Origin of the sequence: Chondromyces apiculatus DSM 436, from assembly GCF_000601485.1 — a bacterium.
In the GTDB taxonomy this organism is placed as follows: Bacteria; Myxococcota_A; Polyangia; order Polyangiales; family Polyangiaceae; genus Chondromyces; species Chondromyces apiculatus.
Genome location: NZ_ASRX01000063.1, coordinates 14,812 through 35,954, shown reverse-complemented (window position 1 = coordinate 35,954; position 21,143 = coordinate 14,812). Strand labels below are relative to the sequence as shown.

Sequence of the window (21,143 nt, the reverse complement as noted above, 5' to 3'; positions counted from 1 at the left end):
GACAAAACGAAAACGCCCGTCTCTCCGGACGGGCGTCTCTTCATGCAGCGCGCGGCGCGAACGCCGCGCTCACGGGGATCTCAGCGCGCGGCGACCTCGCACGGCCCGGGCGCCGCCTCTTCCATCGCCACGTGGCCTGCGGTCTTCGTGAGGTCCAGGTTGCCCTGCCACACCAGCACGGGGCTCCCGTTCTCGTCGGTCACGTCGCGGAGCAGCTTCACGAACACCTCGCCGGAGCCCACCTGGGCCACCGACGTCGACAGGTCGAAGGTGCAGGACGACGCACAGCGCCCACCCTCGTCGGGCCGGTCACGCTCGGTCACCTCGATCACGTTGTCGACCCGCTCCACCTGGATCGAGCGCTGACCGCAGCAGTTGAGCTGCACGCTGCCGTCGCTCAGCGAGAGCACCTGCCGCTCCGCGTCATAGCTCCAGCTCACGACCTCGGCGCCGCAGCCCTGAACAGCCTCTCCGGCGTGTGCTTCGGCGGCCATTTCCTCGGCGATCTGGCCCGTCGCTCCGAACGCCAGCCCACCCATGAGCAGTGCCCCACTCGCGATGCCCATCCAGGTCCAAGCAAACTTCATCGGTCTTCTCCGCTATCCGCGTCGAGGTGGCTTGAAGCGACAGTCACGGATTGCAACCTGCTTGCCAGCCATCCCCGCGAGCCTTCGGTCTCTCCCCGGAGACCGAGGTGCGCCTCGGTGCGCACCCACCTACATCGTCACGGCCCACCTAGTACCACCGGGTTCCGAGGGGTGTCCAGTTCCAATGTGTGCCTTCTGGCACCACCCACCCTTCATCTCGGATAACCGCACTCACGCGTCGGTCCTGAGCGGAAACCTGTAGACCTGCGAGACGCGCACGCCTCGCGCACGCCTCTCAAGGGATGGGCACGCGATGCCCCACTGGATCTCTCTTGATCCAAAACGCCGCTCCTCCGGGCCGACCCGACCCCGATCCGCGGCACTGCCCACGAAGCCCGACCCCGATCCGCGGCATGTCACGCGAACGCGGAACCTTCCCGACAGACCGCTGTCAGCCCCGTTGCGCCGCATGGAGCGTGCGGGAGCGCCGACCTGGCGACCCGCCCCACGCGCGCCGAACCACGCCGTGCCGCACCCCCTGTGCGGAGAGGGTAAAGCCATGTCCAGCGTCACGCACTCGAGCGAAAGCCCCGAAGCCCCCCGCCCCGCTGCCCGTCCCCGGGACCTCGAGATCGTGATCTCCTGGGGCGAGACCGTCCTTCACCTCGCCCACCTCGCTCCCCCTCGCCCCTTCGATCTCGGCGAAGCGCGCCCCGACGGCCGCCCCTGCGACGGCTTCCTCCCCGAGCAGGTCCTCGGCCAGAAGCGCGTCCCCCTCCTCTTCCGCGACGCCCAGGGCCGCACCTGCCTCGCCCTCCACCCCGACGCTCAGGGCACCCTCACCCTCCGCGGCGCCTCGCTCACCACCGCCGCCGCCCGCGAGCGCCACGTGGACAGCACCGTCGACGGCCTCGAAGGCGCCGTCGCCATCCCCGTCGCCGACCTCGACCTCCTCGACATCCACCTCGGTGACATCCACATCCGCGTCACCGCCGCCCAGCCCCTCGACGAGCGCGCCTTCCGCGCCCGCCCCGGCCGCCGCACCATGGGCCTCGTCGCCCTCTCCGCGCTCGCGCACCTCGGCGCCCTCGCCGCCTTCGCGATGAGCCCCACGCCCCCGCCCACCGACGACGGCCCCACCGCCGACCAGGTCTACATCATGCAGCAGTACCTCGCCGCCGCCGCCGAGCGCGACATGGAGGAGCAGGAGACGGAGCAGGTCGCCGAGAACAACGCCGACGTGAAGGAGGGAGGCAGCGGCACCCGCGCCAAGGGCGAGGAGGGCTCCCTGGGCAACCCGTCCAGGAACGCCACCGGCAACCGCTACGGCGTGACAGGCCCTCAGGATCCTGGCGCCCTCGCCATCGCCCGCCGGGACAGCCTGCGCGACGCCGCCGAGTTCGGGATGATCGGCCTGCTCAACACCGGCAGCGGCGGGGACCCCAACGCGCCCGCCGCCCCCTGGGGCCGCGACGACTCCCTCGGCAATGGCCCCACGCAGGGAGGCGGCGCCGCTGGCCTGGGCCTCACGGGCATGGGCGAGAGCGGCGGCGGCATCGGCCTCGGCAGCATCGGCACCATCGGCCACGGCGCCGGCGCCGGCACCGGCCAGGGCTTCGGCAACGGCGCGGGCCACGGCGCCGGCACCGGCGCGGGTACTGGCACAGGCCAGGGCTACGGCACCGGCCACGGCCGCCTCGCGGGCAAGCACGCCACCCCGGATCTCTCCGCCTACGCAGGCGCGCCCCAGAACAGCAACGCCCCGCCCGTCCACCCCGGCGCGATCGCCGAGGCCCCGCTCGATCCCAACGGCCGCTTCGCCACCACCTACCGCCCCGGCGGCGGCCACCTCGCCGCCTTCGAGTCCGCCATCGCCCGCGGCATCCTCCCCGAGGCCGAGCGCGTCATCGTCAGCGACGTCGGCGCCCGCTACGCCCCGAACCTCGACCTCCCCCCCGGCAAGGCCCTCGGCCTGCGCGCCGATCTCGAACGCACCGCGCTCCCCCCCTCCGGCGGCGCCTTCCACCTCCGCCTCGGCCTCCGCTCCAGCGCCGAGGCCCCCTCCGCGCGCCCCCACCTCTCCGTGCACCTCGTCCTCGACACCAGCGGCTCCATGGAGGGCGAGTCCCTGGAGCGCGCCAAGCAGGCCGCCAAGATCCTCGTCGACCGCCTCGACCCGAACGACGACTTCTCCCTCACCACCTTCGGCAGCAACGCCGAGGTGAAGGTCCCCGACGGCCTCGTCGGCGCCCGCCGCCAGGCCATCCAGCGCGTCATCGACGACCTCCGCTCCTCCGGCGGCACCAACATCGGCGAAGGCCTTCGCTACGGCTACACCCAGGCCAGCCTCCCCACCATCCCCGAGGACGCCGTGCGCGTCGTCTTCCTCCTCTCCGACGGCCAGGCCTCCGACGGCATCACCGACCGCGGCCGCCTCTCCCGCCTCGCCCTCGACGCCTTCCAGGGCGGCATCCAGACCAGCTCCTTCGGCCTCGGCGCCTCCTACGACGGCGAGCTGATGAGCGCCATCGCCAGCGACGGCGCCGGCGGCTACTACTACCTCCGCGACACGCAGCAGATCGCCCCCGCCCTCACCTCGGAGCTCGACCGCCGCCTCGACCCCGTGGCCTCCGCCGTCGAGGTCCGCGTCCGCCTCAAGCAGGGCGTGGAGCTGCTCCGCGTCTACGGCTCCCGCCGCCTCAACGAGACCGAGTCCCAGAGCGTGCGCACCCAGGAGATCGCCGCCGACGTCCACGCCCAGGCCCGCGACAAGATCGCCGCGAACCGCCACGAGGACCGCGAGGGCGGGATGCGCTTCTTCATGCCCGCCTTCTCCCGCGACGACAGCCACGCCCTCCTCTTCAAGCTCCGCGCCGCGCCTAACACCGCCACTGCCACCGGCACCGCGAACGTGGGCACCATCGAGCTGCGCTACAAGGACCGCATCGCCAAGAAGAACATCACCGAGGAGCTCCCCCTCACCGTCCACTTCGCCCAGAGCGACGCCCAGAGCGCCGCCTCGCAGGACCCCGGCGTCGCCCGCACCGTGCAAGGCTTCGCCGCCGGCGAGGCCCTCACCCAGGCCGCCCTGCGCATCACCCGCGGCGACCGCGGCGGCGCCACCGCCCTCCTCGAAGAGCGCGAAGGCATCCTCCGTCAGGCCGCCGAGACCTTGAACGAGCCCCTCTTCCTCACCGACGCCGCCCGCCTCGCCCGCCTCCGCATGCACACCGGCTCCTCCGGCGCGACCTCCGACCCCCTGGTCCTCGCCATGCTCCTCGAAACCGCCGCCCACACCCACCTGCGTTAATCGCTCGACCCGCACGAGTCCCTCCCGAGCGACGCGTCTCCATCCCCTTCATCGCTCCGCCCCAACATCGCTCCGCTCGAAGCGCTTCGTCACTCCCGAAGAGGCGCTGAAACGCGCAATTCGTGCGCGGATCGCCAACCACCGGGTGGCTTCTTGGCTCCCTCGTCGCGCATCCATGTTCGAACCGAGGACGTCGCTCTCTCTTTCCTTGAAACCTCGTGGCACCCGGGCGCGCGCGCCACTATGCAGCCCCCCGAGTTCGCCGACGACCACAGCCTCACGGAGCGCGCATGATCACCGCCAGCCCCATCGCCACCGTGCCAGGCGCGCTGCCGCTGCTCGGTCACCTCGTACCGCTCGCGCGGGATCCCCTCGCGTTCCTCAGGTCCCTCCCGGCGCAGGGCGATCTCGTGCGCGTCTGCGTCGGCCCCTTCCAGGCCGTCATGGTCTGCGACCCGGCCCTGACCCGTCAGGTGCTGCTCGACGACCGCACCTTCGACAGAGGCGGCGTGTTCTACGAACGGCTCCGGGAGGTGGGCGGTGACAGCCTTGGCTCCTGCCCGCACAGCTTGCACCGCCGGCAGCGGCGCCTGCTCCAGCCCGCGTTCCACCCCACGCGCCTCGCGCGCTATGCGCAGACCATGACCGACCAGATCGTCGCCATGACCGACGCCTGGCGCGACGACCAGGTCCTCGACGTGCTCGCCGAGATGCTGGCCCTCACGGGACGGGTCACCACCATGACCCTGTTCTCGGACGCCCTCCCGGCCCCTGTGCTCCGCCAGGCCATCGACGACATCAAGGCCATCGCCCAGGGCACCTTCCAGCGCATGCTCATGCCCCCGCCCCTGGATCGGCTGCCCATCCCCAGCAACCGCCGCTTCCACGAGGCCAGCGCCAGCCTGCACCGGACCGTGCGCAGCCTCATGGCCGAACGCCGCGCCAGCGGCACCGACCACGGCGACCTCCTCTCGGCCCTGCTCACCGCCCGCGACCCCGACCCTGCCGAGACGCGCCCGACCCTCTCCGACGACGAGATCGCCGACCACCTCGTGGCCTTCTTCTTCGCCGGGGCGGAGACCACCGCCGACGCCGTGGCCTGGGCGCTGCACCTCCTCGCCCAGCACCCCGACATCGAGGACCGGCTGCACGCCGAGGTCGACGCTGTCCTCCAGGGCGCCCCCGCCGCGCACGAGCACCTGCCCAGGCTCAAGCTCACCAGCCGCTGCATCACCGAGACCCTGCGCCTCTGGCCACCCGGATGGCTGCTCACCCGCACCGTCACCGTCGACACCCACCTCGGCGGGCACCTCCTCCCTGCCGGCACCACCCTCCTCTACAGCGCGTACCTCATCCAGCACCGCCCCGACCTGTACCCCGACCCCGAGCGCTTCGATCCCGACCGCTGGGACAGCGACCAGCGCCCGGCGCCGCCCCGAGATGCGTTCATCGTCTTCGGCGGCGGTCCTCGCAAATGCATCGGCGACCAGTTCGGCATGATCGAGTCCACGCTCGCCCTCGCCACCATCGCCTCTCGCTGGAAGCTTCGACCCGTACCTGGCCCTCCCGTCCGCCCTGACACCCACAACATCGTCCTGCAGCCACGCGGCCTCCGCATGCGTGCCGTCTCCCGCACGACCCAGCAGCCCTCATGATCGCCCAGCGCCCCCCCCTCACCCCCGGCACCTCCCCCGCACCGAGACCCGCCTACGACCAGGCGGCCGCGGATCTGATCGCCTCGCTGGAGGCCGACCCCTGGGGGCGCGTGAGGCCCTCGGTCTACGAGACCGCGCGCGTGCTGTCCTTCCTGCCCGATCTCGCCGGCACCGCCCAGCGCATCGATTGGCTGCTCGACGGGCAGCACCCGGACGGGAGCTTTGGCGAAGGCCCCGCCCCGCACCGGCTGCTGCCCACCCTCAGCGCTGCCGAGGCGTTGCTGCGGCTGCTGGTCGTCAGCCCTGCGCCCGACCTGCCCCTCGCCCGCACCGCCGCAGCCGTCGCCCGTGCCCTGTCCGTGATCCCTGCGCTGGCCGGGGCCGGGCCCGCGCCGGACACCGCCGCGATCCAGATCCTGATCCCCGAGCTCACCGCGCGCATCGACGACCTCCTCGCCAGCGCGGGCGACCACCTGCCGGGATCCAGCGGGTGGCCGTGCGCGCGCCTGGGCCCCCTGCCCGGCTTCGACCCGGCGCTTCCTCGGCGCGTCGGCGCGAAGGCGGCAGCGCGCGGGGCGCTACCCTTCAAGCTCCGGCACACCTTCGAGGGCATCGCCCGCCACTGCGAAGGCGCGCTGGTCCCCGCCGTCACTGGCCTGGTGGGCAGCTCCCCTGCGGCCACCGCCGCGGCCGGAGCGCTGTCCCCGCGCCCCGCCGACCGCAGCGCCGCCGTGTCCCTGCTCTCCACGATCGCGGCCCGCTATGGCGGCCTGTTCCCCGAGGCCGCGCCGATCCGCACCTTCGAACGCCTGTGGTCCGCCGCCGCCCTGGCCCGCACCGGGCTCCCCGCAGCCGCGGCGGACACCGCCCTGACCTGGGCCCTGGCCGACCGCCACCCCGAAGGCGTGCGCGGCGCCCCGGACCTCGCCCCCGACGCGGACGACACCGCGATGACCGTCCTGCTCTGCGCCCAGCTCGGGCAGCCCTGGTCGCCGGAGGCGCTCGCCAGGTTCGACAACGGCGCCTACTACGACTGCTACCTCGGCGAGGACACCAGCTCCATCACCGCCAACGCGCACGCCTTGCACGCCTGGACCCACTGGCTGAACACCCCCGACGCCCTCGGCCACCCTGCGGCGCGCGCGGCTCCCATCGAGCGCCTGCGCGACTGGCTCCTCGGCCGGCAGCAGCCCGAAGGCCACTGGGGCGACAAGTGGCACGCGTCCCCGTACTACGCCACGAGCCGCACCGTCACCGCCCTCGCCTCCATCCCTCGCGCCCCCCGCATCGAGGCCGCGTTGCAAGCGGCTGGGCGCTGGATGCGCGACTCCCAGCGCGCCGACGGCTCCTGGGGCGTGTGGTCGGGCACCGCCGAGGAGACCGCCTACGCCGCCTCCGTCATCCTCCTGGCCGCGGGCACTGCCGGGCCCTCACCTCGCATGAGGACCCAGCTCGCCGCCGCGGCCCGCTTCCTCGACGAGGCCGGCGCCGACCCTCTGCACCACCACCCCGCCCTGTGGCACGACAAGACCCTCTACGCTCCACAGGCCATGATCGACGCCGAGATCCTGGCCACCCGCGAGACCCTGCGCCGTCTCCGGATCGGCCCCCAGACCGCGTACTGAGCCCGCCTCGGGCTGGCCACCCCCGGATGGCCGCCACCCCAGCCACCCCAGCCACCCCACAAACGAGAGCCAGGCCCACCGTGAAGCCAGCCGACCACACACCTCGCGCCCTGTCCGAGTCTGCCCTCGGCGACGTCTTCCCCGGCCCCTTCCGGACCAGCCCCCACCAGCAGGAGGCCCAGCGCCGCGCCACGGCCTGGGCCCAGCGGTTCCAGCTCACCGATCGGCCGGCGATCACCTCGTCGTGCGCGCAGGCCAGCGCGGTGATCCTGCCTGACGCCGACCTCGACGCCGTGGCGCTCTCCGTGGACCTGGCCGTGTGGCTCGTCGCCTTCGACGACCGCCACGTGGAGGTCGACGACGCGCAGGTCGACGACGCGCAGGCCGCCGCCGCGCAGGCCGCCGCCGCGCTGAGCCGCCTCCTCGCGGAGTTCGTCACCGTCATGAACAGCGGCACCGGCGCTCCCGCGGCGGAGCGCTCACCCTTCGCGGCCGCCCTGCACGACCTCCTCGCGCGCTTCAGGGCACGCAGCACGGCCTCGCAGTACGCCCACCTCACCGCATCCCTCCGCGACAGCTTCCTTGCCATGGTCTGGGACGCCCACCACGGCCGGCGCCCCGCCGAGGTCACCCTCGCCGACTACAGCGCCATGCGCTCCTACACCATCCTCGCGCGCCCGTTCATGGTCGTCGCCCGCATCGCCGCCGCCCACGACCCCTCCCAGGACCTGCTCGACTCCCCGCGCTTCCGCCGCCTGGAAGACGAGGCCGCGACCCTGTGCGGGTGGATCAACGACCTCGTCTCCTACCACCGGGAGATCGCCCGGGGCCACGGCGACGTGCTCGCCTTGCAGACCATCCTCGCCCGCGACACCGGGGGTGACCTGGAAGCCGCCAGCGCCCTCGCCGCCGACCACACCCGGCGCAAAGCCCTCCACGTGCGACACCTGCTCGACGAGCTGGCCTCGGGCGCCGACCCGCACCCCGAGCACGCCAGCCTCATCGAGCACGTCGTCCGCGGCGCCGTCCAGCAGATCACCTACGCCAGGTACGCGACGCGCTCATGAGCACCGCAAGCTCCATCGCCACCGCGCCCGGGGCGCTGCCGCTGCTCGGCCACCTCGCGCCGCTCTTGCGTGATCCCCTCGCCTTCCTCAGGTCCCTCTCGGCCCACGGCGACCTCGTGCGCGTCTGCCTCGGCCCCTTCCAGGCCGTCATGGTTTGCGACCCGGCCCTGACCCACCAGGTCCTGCTCGACGACCGCACCTTCGACAGAGGCGGCGTCCTCTACGAACGCCTCCGCGAGGTGGGCGGCAACGGCATCGCCGCCTGCCCGCACAGCATGCACCGCCGCCAGCGGCGCCTGCTCCAGCCCGCGTTCCACCCCGCGCGCCTCGCCCGCTACGCGCAGACCATGACCGACCAGATCGTCGCCATGACCGGCTCCTGGCGCGACGGGCAGGTCCTCGACGTGCTCGCCGAGATGCAGACCCTCACCGGGCGGGTCACCACCATGACCCTGTTCTCGGACACCCTCGCTCCCCCTGTGCTCCGCCAGGCCATCGACGACATCACCACCTTCGCGCACGGCACCTTCCAGCGCATGCTCATGCCCCCGCCCCTGGATCGGCTGCCCATCCCCAGCAACCGCCGCTTCCACGAGGCCCGCGACCGCCTGCACCGGACCGTGCGCACCATCCTGGCCGACCACCGCGAAAGTGGCACCGACCAGGGCGACCTCCTCTCGGCCCTGCTCGCTGCCCGCGACCCCGACCCCACAGAGACCCGCCCGGCCCTCTCCGACGATGAGATCGCCGACCAGCTCGTGACCTTCTTCTCCGCCGGCACGGAGACCACCGCCAACACCGTGGCCTGGGCGCTGCACCTCCTCGCGCAACACCCCGACATCGAGGACCGCCTGCGCGCCGAGGTCGACGCTGTCCTCCAGGGCAGCCCCGCCGCGCACGAGCACCTCCCCAGGCTCAAGCTCACCAGCCGCTGCGTCACCGAGACCCTGCGCCTCTGGCCCCCCGGATGGCTGCTCACCCGCACCATCGCCGTCGACACCCACCTCGGCGGGCATCTCCTCCCCGCCGGCACCACCCTCCTCTACAGCGCGTACCTCATCCAGCACCGCCCCGACCTGTACCCCGATCCCGAGCGCTTCGATCCCGATCGCTGGGACAGCCCCCGGCGCCCGGCGCCGCCCCGGGACACGTTCATCGCCTTCGGCGACGGCGCCCGCAGATGCATCGGCGACCAGTTCAGCATGATCGAGTCCACGCTCGCCCTCGCCACCATCGCCTCCCGCTGGCAGTTGCGACCCGTACCTGGCCACCCCGTCCGCCCCGACACCCGCAACATCGTCCTGCAGCCACGCGGCCTGCGGATGCGCGCCATCGCCCGCACGCCCCAGCACGCCTCGTGACGGAGGCTCGTCAGCGCGCAGTCACGGAGACGCGCGGCGGCGGGAAAAGCGCCTGACGATCGGGTCCTCGAAGTAGGTGTACACGAGCACCGCGACGAGCAGGGACATGGCCATCCCCACGAGGCCGATGAGCGTCCCTGACCACCACGCGAAGCGCCGCTGCGGGCCGACCACGTGCCGGAGGACGCGCAAGATCGGGTAGTGGCAGAGATAGAGGGCGTAGGAAGCGTTGCCGAGGAGCACCATGCCGGGCCGGTCCAGCCACCCGGTCTGACCGGCGAGGTTTCGGGTGGCCAGAGCAGGCACCACGAGCGCCATCGGGACCGCCTCCGCGGCGCCGAAGAGGTATGCCGCTGGCAGGACCGGCGTCGTCAGGAAAATGAGCCCGCTGACGAGCAGCGGCGCCCACACGGGAATGTGCGGCCACCGCCCGGTCTGGATCATCCGCGCCGTCAGGATCCCCATCATGAATTCGAGCAGCCGCGTCGGAGGAAAGGCGTAGGCCAACCAGATCTGCGCGACCGGCATGCGCGCCCACGGGGCCGCGTCCGGCCCCTCCAGCAGGTAGGTCAGGCCGGGAATGACGACGACCAGCGCCCCGAGCACCGCGAACCAGTGCCACAGCCGCTGGGCGGGGATGCGCTGGAGCACCGGGAACAGGAACGGGAAGACCGCGTAGAAGAACGCCTCGCAGCACACCGACCAGCTAATGCCGTTGATGCTGCCGATGTAGTCCATCCGGGGCACCCAGTTCTGCAGCAGCAGCAGGTTGAGGATGGCCTTGTCGGCATCGACACCGACGTCGGTGCCGAACATCAGCGACGGCGTGGTGACCACCAGCAGGAAGATGACGGTGGCCAGCCACGTCAGCGCATGGTTGGGATAGACCTTGACCGCGCGGCGCCGCCAGAAGGCACGGAAGGTGTCCGAAGCTGGGGCAGACCAGGCCAGGACGAACCCGCTGAGCACGAAGAACGACGACACCGCGGCCGTCCCCACCGGCACGCTGAGGGCCAGGGGATCCTTCGCCGGATCGGTGTGGAAGAGCTGCATGGAATAGAAGGTGTGGGTGAACAGAATCGTCGAGGCGAGCGCGAAGCGATAGCCGGTGAGCGCGGTCAGGCGCCGCTGCTGGGTCGCGGCGGGGGGAACCGCAATGGCGGTGCTGGTCATGCGTTGTCCTCGAAAAATTGACCACGGTTGCGGATGATTTCTTCCGTTTCGCGCCCCCCTCAAGGCCAGCGACGCTCGCGGCGCAGGTGCGCTCCCAGCGCTCCCAGCGTGCCCTCATCCATCTCCGCCATCACGCCCCCCCCTCGGCTCACGCCTCCTGCTTCGCCTTCACCAGGTACTCCCCGTACTGCTCCCTGAGCTTCGTCTTCAGAAACTTCCCCGTCGACGTCCGCGGGATCTGCTCCACGAACAGGATGTCGTCCGGCAGCCAGAACTTCGTGAACTTCCCCTCGAGCTGCCCGTAGAGCGCCTCCTTCGTCGCCTCCTGCCCGGGCTTCAGCACCACCGCGGCCAGCGGCCGCTCCGACCACTTCTCGTGCTTCGCCGCGAACACTGCGGCCTCCAGCACGGCCGGGTGCGCCATCAGCGCGTTCTCCAGCGCCACGGAGCTGATCCACTCCCCGCCCGACTTCACCACGTCCTTCGACCGGTCGGTGATCCGCACGTAGCCCTCGGCGTCGATCGTCACCACGTCGCCTGTCTTGAACCACCCGTCGGCCGTCCACCGATCGGCCCCCTCGTCGCCCAGGTACGACGACGCCACCCAGGGCCCCCGCACCTCCAGCTCGCCCATCGTCTGCCCGTCCCAGGGCAGGACCTTCCCGTCCTCGCCCGCGTGCCGCTGCTCCACGAACGGTAGCGGGAACCCCTGCGACGACCGCACCTCCAGCTCTCCTGCCGCGTCGAGGTCCATCGTCGACTTCAGGTGCGCCATCGTCCCCACGGGGCTCGTCTCGGTCATCCCCCAGGCGTGCACCACCCGCAGCTTGTGCCGGCTCCAGAAGCCGTCGATGAGTGCTGGCGGCGCCGCCGAGCCCCCGATCAGCATCACCCGCATCGCCGACAGATCCCAGCGCGAGGCGTCCTGATCGAGCAGCGCCAGGATCCCCAGCCAGATCGTCGGCACACCCCCCGCCGTGGTCACCTTCTCCTTCGCCATCAGCTCCAGGAGCGACGCCGGATCCAGGTGCGGCCCCGGCATCACCAGCTTCGCCCCCGTCGCCACCGCCACGTACGGCAGCCCCCACGCCGAGGCGTGGAACATCGGCACCACCGGCAGCACCACGTCGCTCTCGCGCACCCCGGTCACCGTGGCCATGCAACACGCCAGGGTGTGCAGCACCATCGACCGGTGGGTGTAGACCACCCCCTTCGGGTCCCCTGTCGTCCCCGAGGTGTAACAGATCATCGCCGCCGACCCCTCGTCGAGCGCCGGCCACGGGAACGCACCAGCCTCCGCCGCGAGCAGCGCCTCGTAATCGAGCCCGTCGGCCTCCTCCACCTCGCCGTCGTCGCCGATCACGATCACCCGCTCCAGCGTGGTCACCGCGTCCTTGAACGCCCGGAAAAGCTTGAGCAGCGACCTGTCGACGAGGATCACCCGGTCCCCGGCGTGGTTGGCGATGTAGCCGATCTCCCGCGGGTGCAGCCGCAGGTTCAGGGTGTGCAGCACCGCCCCCATCGCCGGCACCCCGAGGTACGCCTCCAGGTGGCGCGCGTGGTTCCAGCACAGCGTCGCCACCCGGTCGCCCGGCCCGACCCCGAGCCGCGTCAGCGCGTGCGCCAGCCGCGCCGAGCGCTTGGTGATGTCCGCGTACGTCGTCCGCGACAGCGACCGGTCGGGGTTGCGCGTCACCACCTCCCCGCGGCCGTGGAACGTCTTCACCCGCTCCAGGAAGTGCGTCAGCGTCAGCGGAAAATCCATCATGCGTCCAGCAAGCATGTCCGTTCCTTTCGGTCGTACCCGGCGTCTCGCGCGCATCGCCGTACGCACGCGCGGTGCCCCGTTGCAGAGAACCGTCAACTCGGCGATCGTACCCGGATGACGCCCATCGATCTCCAGGTCCGCGACCTCTCCAGTGGCGATCGCACCATCGTCTCCTTCCCCACCGAGGAAGACGCCCTCGCCTGGCTCAAGGACCGCCCCCGCTTCCAGGAAGTGCTCGGCGTGGCCATGACCAGCATCGATCCCGAGATCGACGCGCGCCTCCGCGCCGCCCTCCGCCCCCTCGACGACGAGGAGCGCCAGAGCGAGCAGGCCCTCGACGCCAAGGCCCACGAGGAGACCCGCCGCCGCGCCGAGGAGGCCGCGAAGCGCGACCAGGCCGTCGTCGAGGCCCAGCGCGCCGCCCTCGCCAGCGCCCCCCCCGACCGCCCCATGGAGATCCGCTACCGCTACGACCGCGACCTGGAGCTCGCCGACGTCAACGACACCCGCGCCATCACCCCCGAGGCCCGCGAGGCCGTCCTCGCCTGGGTCGCCGAGCGCGAGGAGTGGCTCAAGGACCGCGGCCAGACCGTGGGCGAGGCCCGCGTCACCGTCTACCCCGCCGGCATCCCTGCCCAGGCCCGCGGCGAGCGCGTGCGCACCGGCAGCTTCGTGCCCATCACCGCGTCGGCCAAGCCGGCGTCCACCTGAGCCGCCCCCCATGGGCTTCTGGGATCGCCTCCGGGGCCGGCCGACCCGCGACGACTATGCCCAGATGATCATCAAGGCCATGCGGAAGAAGGGCGAAGACCGCCCCATCCGCTACGAGCCCGAAGGCTTCAAGCTCCGCATCGGCGACGACTCCCCCGCCATCTCCTGGCTCGCCAACGGCTACGACGCCTACCTCCAGGCCCCCCGCAGCCGCCGCCGCGCCATCCTCCAGCGCTACGCCCTCGGCCCCACCCCTTCCCTCGCTGACGTCCCCCTCGCCGAGATCCTCCCCCGCCTCCTCCCGCGCATCCGCGACCGCTTCTTCTACACCGCCCTCCCCTTGCGTCTGCAGATCGAGGGCATCTCCGCCCCGCGCAGCGGCCTGTACCGCCCCGTCGCCGAGCACCTCGCCCTCGGCCTCGTCCAGGACCTGCCCGAGCACATCGTCGAGGTCCCCGAGGACGTCTTCGCCACGTGGAACATCTCCTTCGAGGAGGCCCTCCACATCGCCCGCGAGAACCTCCGCGCCCTCAGCGCCGAGCCCTTCGAGCGCGTCCACCACGGCGTGTACCTCTCCCCCTGGCGCGACAACCACGACGCCGCCCGCCTCATCCTCACCGACACCCTCCGCCGCCTCCTCGTCCGCGGCGACCCGGTGGTGATGGTCGCCCACCGCGACGCCCTGATCGTCACCGGCACCGACGACATCCAGGGCCTCGACGTCCTCGCCGCCCTCACCGAGAGCTACATGGAGGACAACCGCGCCATCACCACCATCCCGGTCTGCCTCCTCGACGACGACACCTGGGCCCCCTTCATCCCCGAGCAGGGCCACCCCCTCCACGCCCGCTTCGCCGCCCTCCGCATCGCCACCCTCACCTCCGAGTACGAGCGCCAGAAGCACCTCCTCGACGCCCTCCACAAGGAGCAGGGCAACCCGATCTTCGTGGCCAGCCACAAGACCCGCATCCGCGACGACGACGACGAGATGCGCTCCTACTGCGCCTGGACCCGCGGCGTCTCCACCCTCCTCCCCCACGCCGACGACCTGGTCCTCGTCGACCCCGACGCCCCCGAAGACACCCGCACCCTCCTCTGCCCCTGGTCCCGCGCCACCGAGCTGCTCGGCGACCGCATGATCCCCGTCGACCTCTACCCCCCCCGCTACCGCGTCGACACCTTCCCCACCGACGCCGAGCTGGCCGCGCTTCGCAAAGACGCCTCGTGACCAGCGGGTCGTGAACGGTGGCGGCCGCATCCCGCGCGAGTACGGCCTGGGCCGCGGCGCCCTGGATCTGCTGGTGGTGTGGCGAGACGAGCGCCACGCGCGGCACGTCATCGAGCTGAAACTCCGGCGCGACACCGACACCGAGGAGGAAGCCCTCGACCAGCTCGCAGGGTACCTGGACCGCGCCGGCCTCGCCGAAGGCTGGCTCGTGCTGTTCGACCTGCGCAAGGAGATCCCCTGGTCGGAGAAGCTCACGCTGCGCGCCGTCGAGCACGCCGGGAAGCGCATTCACGTGGTCGGCTGCGGAAGGCGCCACATGCACCCGCGCTGACGGAGGGGATGCGCAAAGCGCACCGGCAAGCGAATCGTCCGGCTTGTGGATGCGCAAAGCGCACCGGCAAGCGAATCATGCGACTCGTGGAGGGGAGCCACCGCGCGCCGCACCGCTGAATGCACCGACCCGGGAGGGAACGCCGGTGCAATCGTCAGGTAGCGCGGGTGATTTCAGGAGAGGGACCACCGCGCGCCGCCCTCTCCGGAGGCACCGACCCGGGAGGGGACATCGGCGCATGCGTCAGGCGGCGCGGGCAGGTTCAGAGGGTGGGTGGCCTGTGAGGTGGACCGCCGACATTCACCGTCGGCGGCCCCCAGGGGCCCTGGCTATGCGGCGTCGGCCGCAGTTGCACCGCCCGCCGTTGCGGAGACGGCGCCCTTGGCCTTGGTATCCCCCGCGGCGGCCTCCGCTGCCTCCTCAGCCGCGGCGGCCTCGGCCTCCTCCGCGTTCCGGCGGCGCGTCTTCGCGGCCCGCCGCGCCACCTGGCCGTGGTAGCGCTCGGTCTCCTCGAAAGCCACGCGGACCGCGGGGTTCTTGCGCTTGGAGACGGTGCGCGTGGCATTCACCACCACGTTGACCAGGGTCTCGCGCTCATCCTCCAGGATGATCTCCGTCTCCTCCAGCGCCTCCATCAGCTTGCCCACCACCACCAGCGCGCTGCGGACCTGAGCGAGCCGATCGTTGAGCACCTCCACCTGCCCGTAGAAACCCGAGGCGAGCCCGAGCGTCGCGGCGTGCAGAGGCAGGTTGGTGGCCAGCTCCTGATTGGCGACAGACCACCCCAGCTTCTCCCTGCAGAGACCCTTGGTGTGCCCTTCCTGGACGTCGACCGTGAACTCGCTCAGGTGGCTGAAATCGTGCACGTAAGGCCCCGGATGAGGCTGAACAACAATGCTCGCCATGATGCATCTCCTCACTGTGAAGGTTCGACGTGCGCCCCCGGAATGAGGGCGCATGCGCCGACCCGCGTGCGCCCCGGTGAGTCACCGGCCCCGCACGCCCCCATAGATGGTCTGCAATTCGATTTTCGTCAATGGGACCGGCGACGATTTTCTTTCTTCCAATGTCACCACCTCGCCCGAGGTGAAGCACGCGCAATCAAAGTGCTACTTTCGCGCAAGAAACAGGCTCTTTTCAAGGTGATCGAGGCGATTCTACCAACCTGATCGAGAGCGCGACGTACCCATTCTCGCTCCGGAACAACGACGGTCGGCCCCCGACGTACCCATTCCCGCTCCGGAACAACGGCGGTCGGCCCCCGACGCACCCATTCCCGCTCCGGAACAACGGCGGTCGGCCCCCGACGTACACGCTCCCGCTCCGGAACAACGGCGGTCGGCGCCGACGCACCCGTTCCCGCTCCGGAACAACGACGGTCGGCCGTCCGCCCTCACCGCAATGTGGCCGGGACAACGCCGGTCGGCGTACCCGACCCCCCGCCGCGCCCCGGAACAACTCCGGTTGGCACGCCTCTTTCCCGCCTGAGCCCCGGAACAACGCCGGTCGGGCTCCCTGACGCCCCACCATGTCCCGAAACAACGCCGGTTGGCATGCCCTTCTCCCGGCCTCCCCTGGGAACGACGCCGGCTGGATGCAGGGGCTCGCGGCGCGCGCCGGAACGATGCCGGTGGTGACCCCTCTCACCGCACCGGCGCCCTGCAGGACCTCAGTGACGCGGAGCAGGCGGCCCTGGATACAGGAGATGGTTGCCTGGACACGGCTTTGCCCGTCCCAGGCGCACACCACCGCCCAGCGGACGCGAACCATCTCTTCGTCGACACGAAGGATCTTCACGTCGACGGGAAGGGTCGTTCCCGTTCACACGAACGATCTTCGTGTTGACGTGAAGTTCCTTCGTGTCGACGGTAAGGACCCTTCCAGTCCACGGGACCGGGATCTGTGGTGACGGAGCCCCGGTTCGCGTCCCACAGGACTCGGGTTCGTGTCCCCGCCAAGAAACCCGTGCGCACACGAAGGCACTTCATGTCCACGGAGCGCGGGTCGCGTCCACGGGGACGACGGTCGCGTCGGCACGGAGTTCTTCCATGTCCGCGCTCCGCAGATCGTGTCGACGTGAAGGCGCTTCGTGTCCACGGGAAGCGCCTCCCCGAGGACGTGCATGGCCTCCGTGTGCGCGCTGGGAATCTCGTCGCCACGGGAATGACGTTCGTGTGGACGCGCCGCGGGTTCGTGCTCGTGGTCGGAGAGTCGCGTGGACACGAAATGTCTTGGAGTCCAGGCGAAGGCTCCTCCTGCCGGCGCGGCAATCGCTCCTGTGAAGGAGGAATAGCCAGACGTGAATCGGATTACATCAACACATCACCCGCATCCGAGGGAGTACCCGTCCCAGCGCTGACGCATGGCTGGTTCCTGAATCGCTCAGCCATTTCGTCGGTGGCTCGCTCCGCTTCGTCCTACGACTCATCCAGGAGGGAACGCAGATGAATGGCCTGCGGCCGTAGACCTCGTTCCTCGAGCAGGTCGGCGAGTGCCGTGACCACCTCACGGAACGTACTCGCGCGCCGCGCCGGCTCCTCTGCGACGGTCCCTTCCTCGACCGCCTTGCGCCAGGCCACGATCGCCTCCGGCTCAGCACCTCGATGCTGGTGACACAGGCCCTCCATGCGCCGAGCCTCGATGTAGAGCGGCACCATCTCTCCCCTCTTCGCCAGCGAGGCCGCCTCCGCATAGGCGCGCGCCGCGCGTCCGAAGTCTTGCTCCATCCAGCCCACACCGGCCTCGCCCAGCTTGGCCTGGCACGACATCAGCCAGAGCTTCTCCTGCGCGGCGAGCAATGCCGCCTGCCCGTAGGTGACCTGCGCCATCGGTCGGTTCCCGGCAGCAAGGTGCGCACCACCCAGCGCGAATGCCGCCATCGCTTCCTCTTGCGCAAGGCCCTGGTCATGGCAGAGGTCGCGTGCGCTCCGATAGGCAGCAACGGCCGCCCCGAAGTCGTTCTTCGCGGCTCCCCGAGCACCCTTCAGGAAGAGTGCCTGAAGCGCAGCGGCCGTTTCGGGCTTCACTGCCTCGCGGCCTGGCGCCTGCCCGACGCCAGCGCGTTGCCCTGATGCGACGGAAGGCCCTGGAGGTACTGGAGGGCCTGCCGATGTCCGGTTCGTCTGCTGCTCGACGAAATCGAACAGCTCATCGGTATCGAACGAGAAGCGTGCCCCCTCCGACCCGAGCACACCCACGAGCGGCCCATCCTCTGGATCCAGCACGGCCATGCGCAACGAAGGAAGCCGGGTGGTCCGCGACAGGCGCTCCATGGACCGACGCCATGCCTCGGTGTCCGCAGTCGCTTTCGGGACCAGCGCAACGAATGCCCCATCGAGATGTGTACCCAGCCGCTCCCCTGCGGCGGCCAGAACCGCCATCGCATGAGCTTCGGGCGTGAGCGCGGGAGAGCGTGTCGGCGCGTCCAGAGGCGCAAGTGTCACCCCTTCCTCGGCCGCACCCTTCCGAACCAGCTCGTAATCGCTCGTCACCTGCTGGCAGAGCCCGGCAAAGTAGATCTCCGCAGCCTCGAACCCGGCCTCGAACACGAAGAGCGGCCGCCGGTTCGAGGGCTCGTACTCGGCAAGCCGTAGCGCCTTGATCAGGTGCACCCGGTCGCTCACCCGCGCCACGAGTCGCGCCACGCCGCCCGGGTGCCGCTTCCAGTGACGCTCGAGCTCCTGCAGAAACCGCTTCGTCGCGACGGTGATCGGATCCACATCGCCTCAGTTCAGGTTGATCGTACCGCCGGTGACATCGACGCTCCCACCCGAGATCTTGACCGTGGCGCCCGAGATCTCCACACCTGCACCGCTGAGCTTGATGGTGGCCCCTCCACCCGTGAGCACCAGCTCTCCCTCCGCGTTGACGAACACCGCGGGTGCTCCCAGCGCCGCCTGCGCGCCCGCCCCCAGGGTGAGGTTGACGCCCGCGCTCACGGTGGCATTGAGCGCCACGGTCTCGTCCATGTTGAGCGTGCCGACGCGCGACACCGGCCCGACCACCGTGTAGCTCTGCGGCCCGGTCACCATCAGCGTTTGCGGCCCCAGGATCGACTCCGTGCTCGGCCCCACGATGTTGACCGTCTTCGCGCCGACCACGCTCTCGTCCACGGTTCCCAGCACCGCATCGCTCCGGTGCCCGGTGACCGCGATGGACTGGCTCGCACCCACCACCAGAGAGTCACTCACCCCCACGGTGACGGAGCGAACCGCCCCGATGCTCTCGATCTGCGTGACTCCCACGTTGACCATCTGATTCACGCCCACCGACAGGCTCTGGTTGACCCCCACCCCGATCATCTGCGTGTTCCCGACCGACACGTTCTGCATCACCCCGATGGAGACGCTCTCCGTGTTGCCCACGGTCTCCGTGTTGTTCACTCCCACGGACGTCGAGCGGTTGTTGCCACTCGACTCCGTACGATCCACGCCCACGCTCGACGTGCTGTTGTTGGTGATCGACTCCGACCGATCGTGCCCCACCTCCGCGTTGTAATCCTTGCCGGCGTGCAGCTTGACCTGCTCATTCCCAGCCGCATCGTCGAACATGAGCTCGTTGTGGACCCCGCCCCCCGGGCTCGACATCGACTTGAAGGTGCTGATGGTGGGCGAGCCGCTCCCGGGCGCCGGCGGCCTGTTCTTCCCGTTGTACACCCGCCCCGTCACCATTGGTCGGTCCGGGTCCCCGTCGAGGAACTCGGCGACCACCTCCGTCCCCACCCGCGGGTGCCACACCCCGCCTTCCCCGACCCCCGCAAACATCTGGCTCACCCGCACCCAGCACGACGTCGGCTCCTTCGCGTGCCGCTCGACCTCCAGATCCCAGTGGAACTTGAGCCGCACACACCCGATCTCGGCCCCTGGTGGCCCTCCCACATGGATCTCGGCCCCCTGGTTCGACGGCTCCGCCGTCACGAAAGCGGTCTGCGACCCCACGATGCACGGCTTCGGGGTGATGCGTGCCGGCCTGAATCCGGTCTCTGCCGGAGAGCCGTTCTTCCCGCGCCGCGCACACTCGATGCGCGCGCTGTAGGGCGTGCCCGTGAGCGGTACGCTCAGCCCTGGCGGTAGCTCCCCGGGCGTTTCCCCCCGGACATCGAGCGCGGTGGCCAGGTACTCGCCATCGTAGCGGTCGTTGGCGTGATCCACCCGGATGATGGAGCCCGCAGATAGCGCGCGGCACGTGGACGACAGCAGCGCATACCGCGCCTCGCTCTGCAGACGACCGAGGCGTGCCTCCGCCAGCGGCTTCCCTTGATCGGGCGCGTCGGGGTAGAGCCCCGGGTAGGTGGACTCGAACAGGTCGCCCCCCGCACCTTTAGACGGCACATCGACGGCCATGGAGAGTGACGGCTTCTTCCAGTTGTAATCTGTGTGCGAGACCTTCGACGCGCGGAGGCGTCGGCCGAGCTGGATGGACGTGAGCTCGCGCCCCATCATCTCCGCGCCGATCGGGAGGGAGGGATTGTGACGCAGGGCGCCCGCATCGTTGTCGGAGATGACCAGCAGGCAGGTCGAATCGCTGTTCTCGAAGTGATAACGCAATCCCTCCTCTTCCAGCAGGCGCGAGAGGAAGGCGAGGTCGCTCTCGTTGTACTGGACGCAGTAAGATCGCGTGGTGACGTCTGTGATCCGCCGGGGATCGAGCAAGCGGAAGGCGAACTGCTCCGCCGCAGGGATGAAGGAGCCCTCAAGGGAGTCGCCCGTCTGGAAGGGGACGTCGCCTGCAGCCATCAAGGGGTCGCCGAGGAGCACCTCCTCGAGGATCTGACGGGTCGTCTTTTCGAGGAAGATGCGGCTGCGTGTGCGGTGGGCCAGGCGCACCAGCGGCGGCTCCAGCGTGACCTGGTAGAGCATGCTGGAGGACGCGGAGCCGCTCTCTTCGGCCTCCGTGACGATGCCGTGCACGTACCGGACCTGCGGCTCGGTCTGGGTGAGGATGCGGAGCGTGGCGCGCTGCCCGACGAGGTCGTCGGGATCCACGGGCAGGGCAGGCTCGCGGGCACAAAGGACGAGCGTGTAGCGGTAGAGGGCAGAGATCGCCTCGCGACCGGAAAGCGCCACCACGCGGAGATGAGAGAAGGGTCCCGAAGGGCCGGCGGCAGACTCGAATGCGAAAGTGAAGTCGATGGCCATAAATCTCCGGCACAATGTGCTTATTCGACCCTGGCTACCTTCCAGCCAAACCAAAATAAAGCTTAGATTTTAGACGCTTCGTTAACGAAGGCGCTATCGTTTAGAAGTCCCAATCTGTTCAAGCTACGCAGGTGTGAGAGACGCATAGCGGTGAGTTCGACATTTTTTGCGAGTTCGACGGCCCATGATT

14 protein-coding genes are annotated in these 21,143 nt (G+C 70.4%); 8 read left to right on the top strand and 6 right to left on the bottom strand.

Features of this window, described 5'->3' with window-relative positions:
* Window positions 1-80: 80 nt before the first annotated feature.
* Entirely contained in the window at window positions 81-587 is a 507-nt protein-coding gene (locus CAP_RS32200) for a hypothetical protein (protein WP_052376420.1), read from the bottom strand.
* 559 nt (window positions 588-1,146) lie between these two features.
* Between CAP_RS32200 and CAP_RS32195 the strand changes: the two genes are divergently transcribed.
* The 5 genes from CAP_RS32195 to CAP_RS32175 all read left to right on the top strand — a co-directional run bounded on the left by CAP_RS32195 (window position 1,147) and on the right by CAP_RS32175 (window position 9,605).
* The gene (locus tag CAP_RS32195) at window positions 1,147-3,897 is read left to right on the top strand and encodes a vWA domain-containing protein (RefSeq protein WP_081865491.1); all 2,751 of its coding nucleotides are present in this window, start codon (window positions 1,147-1,149) and stop codon (window positions 3,895-3,897) included.
* A gap of 290 nt (window positions 3,898-4,187) precedes the next feature.
* On the top strand, window positions 4,188-5,552 hold the full coding sequence (locus tag CAP_RS32190) for a cytochrome P450 (RefSeq protein ID WP_044247890.1): 1,365 nt from the start codon (window positions 4,188-4,190) through the stop codon (window positions 5,550-5,552).
* Window positions 5,549-7,177 carry a prenyltransferase/squalene oxidase repeat-containing protein gene (locus CAP_RS32185; protein WP_052376419.1) on the top strand — a complete coding sequence of 543 codons (1,629 nt, stop codon included), beginning with the start codon at window positions 5,549-5,551 and terminating at the stop codon, window positions 7,175-7,177. Before CAP_RS32190 ends, CAP_RS32185 begins: the two co-directional genes overlap by 4 nt.
* A gap of 80 nt (window positions 7,178-7,257) precedes the next feature.
* Entirely contained in the window at window positions 7,258-8,244 is a 987-nt protein-coding gene (locus CAP_RS32180; protein ID WP_044247889.1) for a terpene synthase family protein, read from the top strand.
* Window positions 8,241-9,605 carry a cytochrome P450 gene (locus tag CAP_RS32175; protein ID WP_044247887.1) on the top strand — a complete coding sequence of 455 codons (1,365 nt, stop codon included), beginning with the start codon at window positions 8,241-8,243 and terminating at the stop codon, window positions 9,603-9,605. Before CAP_RS32180 ends, CAP_RS32175 begins: the two co-directional genes overlap by 4 nt.
* A 21-nt stretch (window positions 9,606-9,626) precedes the next feature.
* On the opposite strand, the gene CAP_RS32170 is transcribed toward CAP_RS32175, so the two are convergent.
* Window positions 9,627-10,778: an acyltransferase family protein gene (locus tag CAP_RS32170; RefSeq protein ID WP_044247886.1), complete on the bottom strand. Its 1,152-nt coding sequence runs from the start codon at window positions 10,776-10,778 to the stop codon at window positions 9,627-9,629.
* 148 nt (window positions 10,779-10,926) lie between these two features.
* A complete protein-coding gene (locus CAP_RS32165; RefSeq protein WP_044247884.1) occupies window positions 10,927-12,561 on the bottom strand; it encodes a long-chain fatty acid--CoA ligase in 1,635 nt (544 codons plus the stop codon).
* Between the two features lie 99 nt (window positions 12,562-12,660).
* On the opposite strand from CAP_RS32165, the gene CAP_RS32160 reads away from it, so the two are divergent.
* From CAP_RS32160 to CAP_RS32150, 3 genes are read left to right on the top strand one after another with little or no spacing between them, the layout of a single operon-like run.
* Window positions 12,661-13,257 carry a hypothetical protein gene (locus CAP_RS32160; RefSeq protein ID WP_044247883.1) on the top strand — a complete coding sequence of 199 codons (597 nt, stop codon included), beginning with the start codon at window positions 12,661-12,663 and terminating at the stop codon, window positions 13,255-13,257.
* Between the two features lie 10 nt (window positions 13,258-13,267).
* The gene (locus tag CAP_RS32155) at window positions 13,268-14,485 is read left to right on the top strand and encodes a DUF1444 family protein (protein ID WP_044247881.1); all 1,218 of its coding nucleotides are present in this window, start codon (window positions 13,268-13,270) and stop codon (window positions 14,483-14,485) included.
* Between the two features lie 10 nt (window positions 14,486-14,495).
* Window positions 14,496-14,816, top strand: a complete 321-nt coding sequence (locus CAP_RS32150; protein WP_044247880.1) for a PD-(D/E)XK nuclease domain-containing protein — start codon at window positions 14,496-14,498, stop codon at window positions 14,814-14,816.
* Window positions 14,817-15,145: 329 nt separating this feature from the next.
* Here the strand turns inward: CAP_RS32150 and CAP_RS32145 are convergent, their stop codons facing one another.
* From CAP_RS32145 to CAP_RS32135, 3 genes are all read right to left on the bottom strand, one after another.
* Window positions 15,146-15,721 carry a hypothetical protein gene (locus tag CAP_RS32145; RefSeq protein ID WP_156041330.1) on the bottom strand — a complete coding sequence of 192 codons (576 nt, stop codon included), beginning with the start codon at window positions 15,719-15,721 and terminating at the stop codon, window positions 15,146-15,148.
* Between the two features lie 1,512 nt (window positions 15,722-17,233).
* Window positions 17,234-18,535 (bottom strand): hypothetical protein, encoded by a 1,302-nt coding sequence (locus CAP_RS32140; protein WP_044247877.1) that lies wholly within the window; start codon window positions 18,533-18,535, stop codon window positions 17,234-17,236.
* Between the two features lie 6 nt (window positions 18,536-18,541).
* Window positions 18,542-20,881, bottom strand: coding sequence for a type VI secretion system Vgr family protein (locus CAP_RS32135; RefSeq protein WP_231511807.1), 2,340 nt, complete (start codon window positions 20,879-20,881; stop codon window positions 18,542-18,544).
* Window positions 20,882-21,143: the final 262 nt, after the last annotated feature.

What these genes read in the sequence shown, in the direction of transcription:
- CAP_RS32200 (WP_052376420.1), bottom strand. Translation starts at nt 587, where the DNA reads ATGAAGTTTGCTTGGACCTGGATGGGCATCGCGAGTGGGGCACTGCTC.
- CAP_RS32195 (WP_081865491.1), top strand. Translation starts at nt 1,147, where the DNA reads ATGTCCAGCGTCACGCACTCGAGCGAAAGCCCCGAAGCCCCCCGCCCC.
- CAP_RS32190 (WP_044247890.1), top strand. Translation starts at nt 4,188, where the DNA reads ATGATCACCGCCAGCCCCATCGCCACCGTGCCAGGCGCGCTGCCGCTG.
- CAP_RS32185 (WP_052376419.1), top strand. Translation starts at nt 5,549, where the DNA reads ATGATCGCCCAGCGCCCCCCCCTCACCCCCGGCACCTCCCCCGCACCG.
- CAP_RS32175 (WP_044247887.1), top strand. Translation starts at nt 8,241, where the DNA reads ATGAGCACCGCAAGCTCCATCGCCACCGCGCCCGGGGCGCTGCCGCTG.
- CAP_RS32170 (WP_044247886.1), bottom strand. Translation starts at nt 10,778, where the DNA reads ATGACCAGCACCGCCATTGCGGTTCCCCCCGCCGCGACCCAGCAGCGG.
- CAP_RS32165 (WP_044247884.1), bottom strand. Translation starts at nt 12,561, where the DNA reads ATGCTTGCTGGACGCATGATGGATTTTCCGCTGACGCTGACGCACTTC.
- CAP_RS32160 (WP_044247883.1), top strand. Translation starts at nt 12,661, where the DNA reads ATGACGCCCATCGATCTCCAGGTCCGCGACCTCTCCAGTGGCGATCGC.
- CAP_RS32155 (WP_044247881.1), top strand. Translation starts at nt 13,268, where the DNA reads ATGGGCTTCTGGGATCGCCTCCGGGGCCGGCCGACCCGCGACGACTAT.
- CAP_RS32145 (WP_156041330.1), bottom strand. Translation starts at nt 15,721, where the DNA reads ATGGCGAGCATTGTTGTTCAGCCTCATCCGGGGCCTTACGTGCACGAT.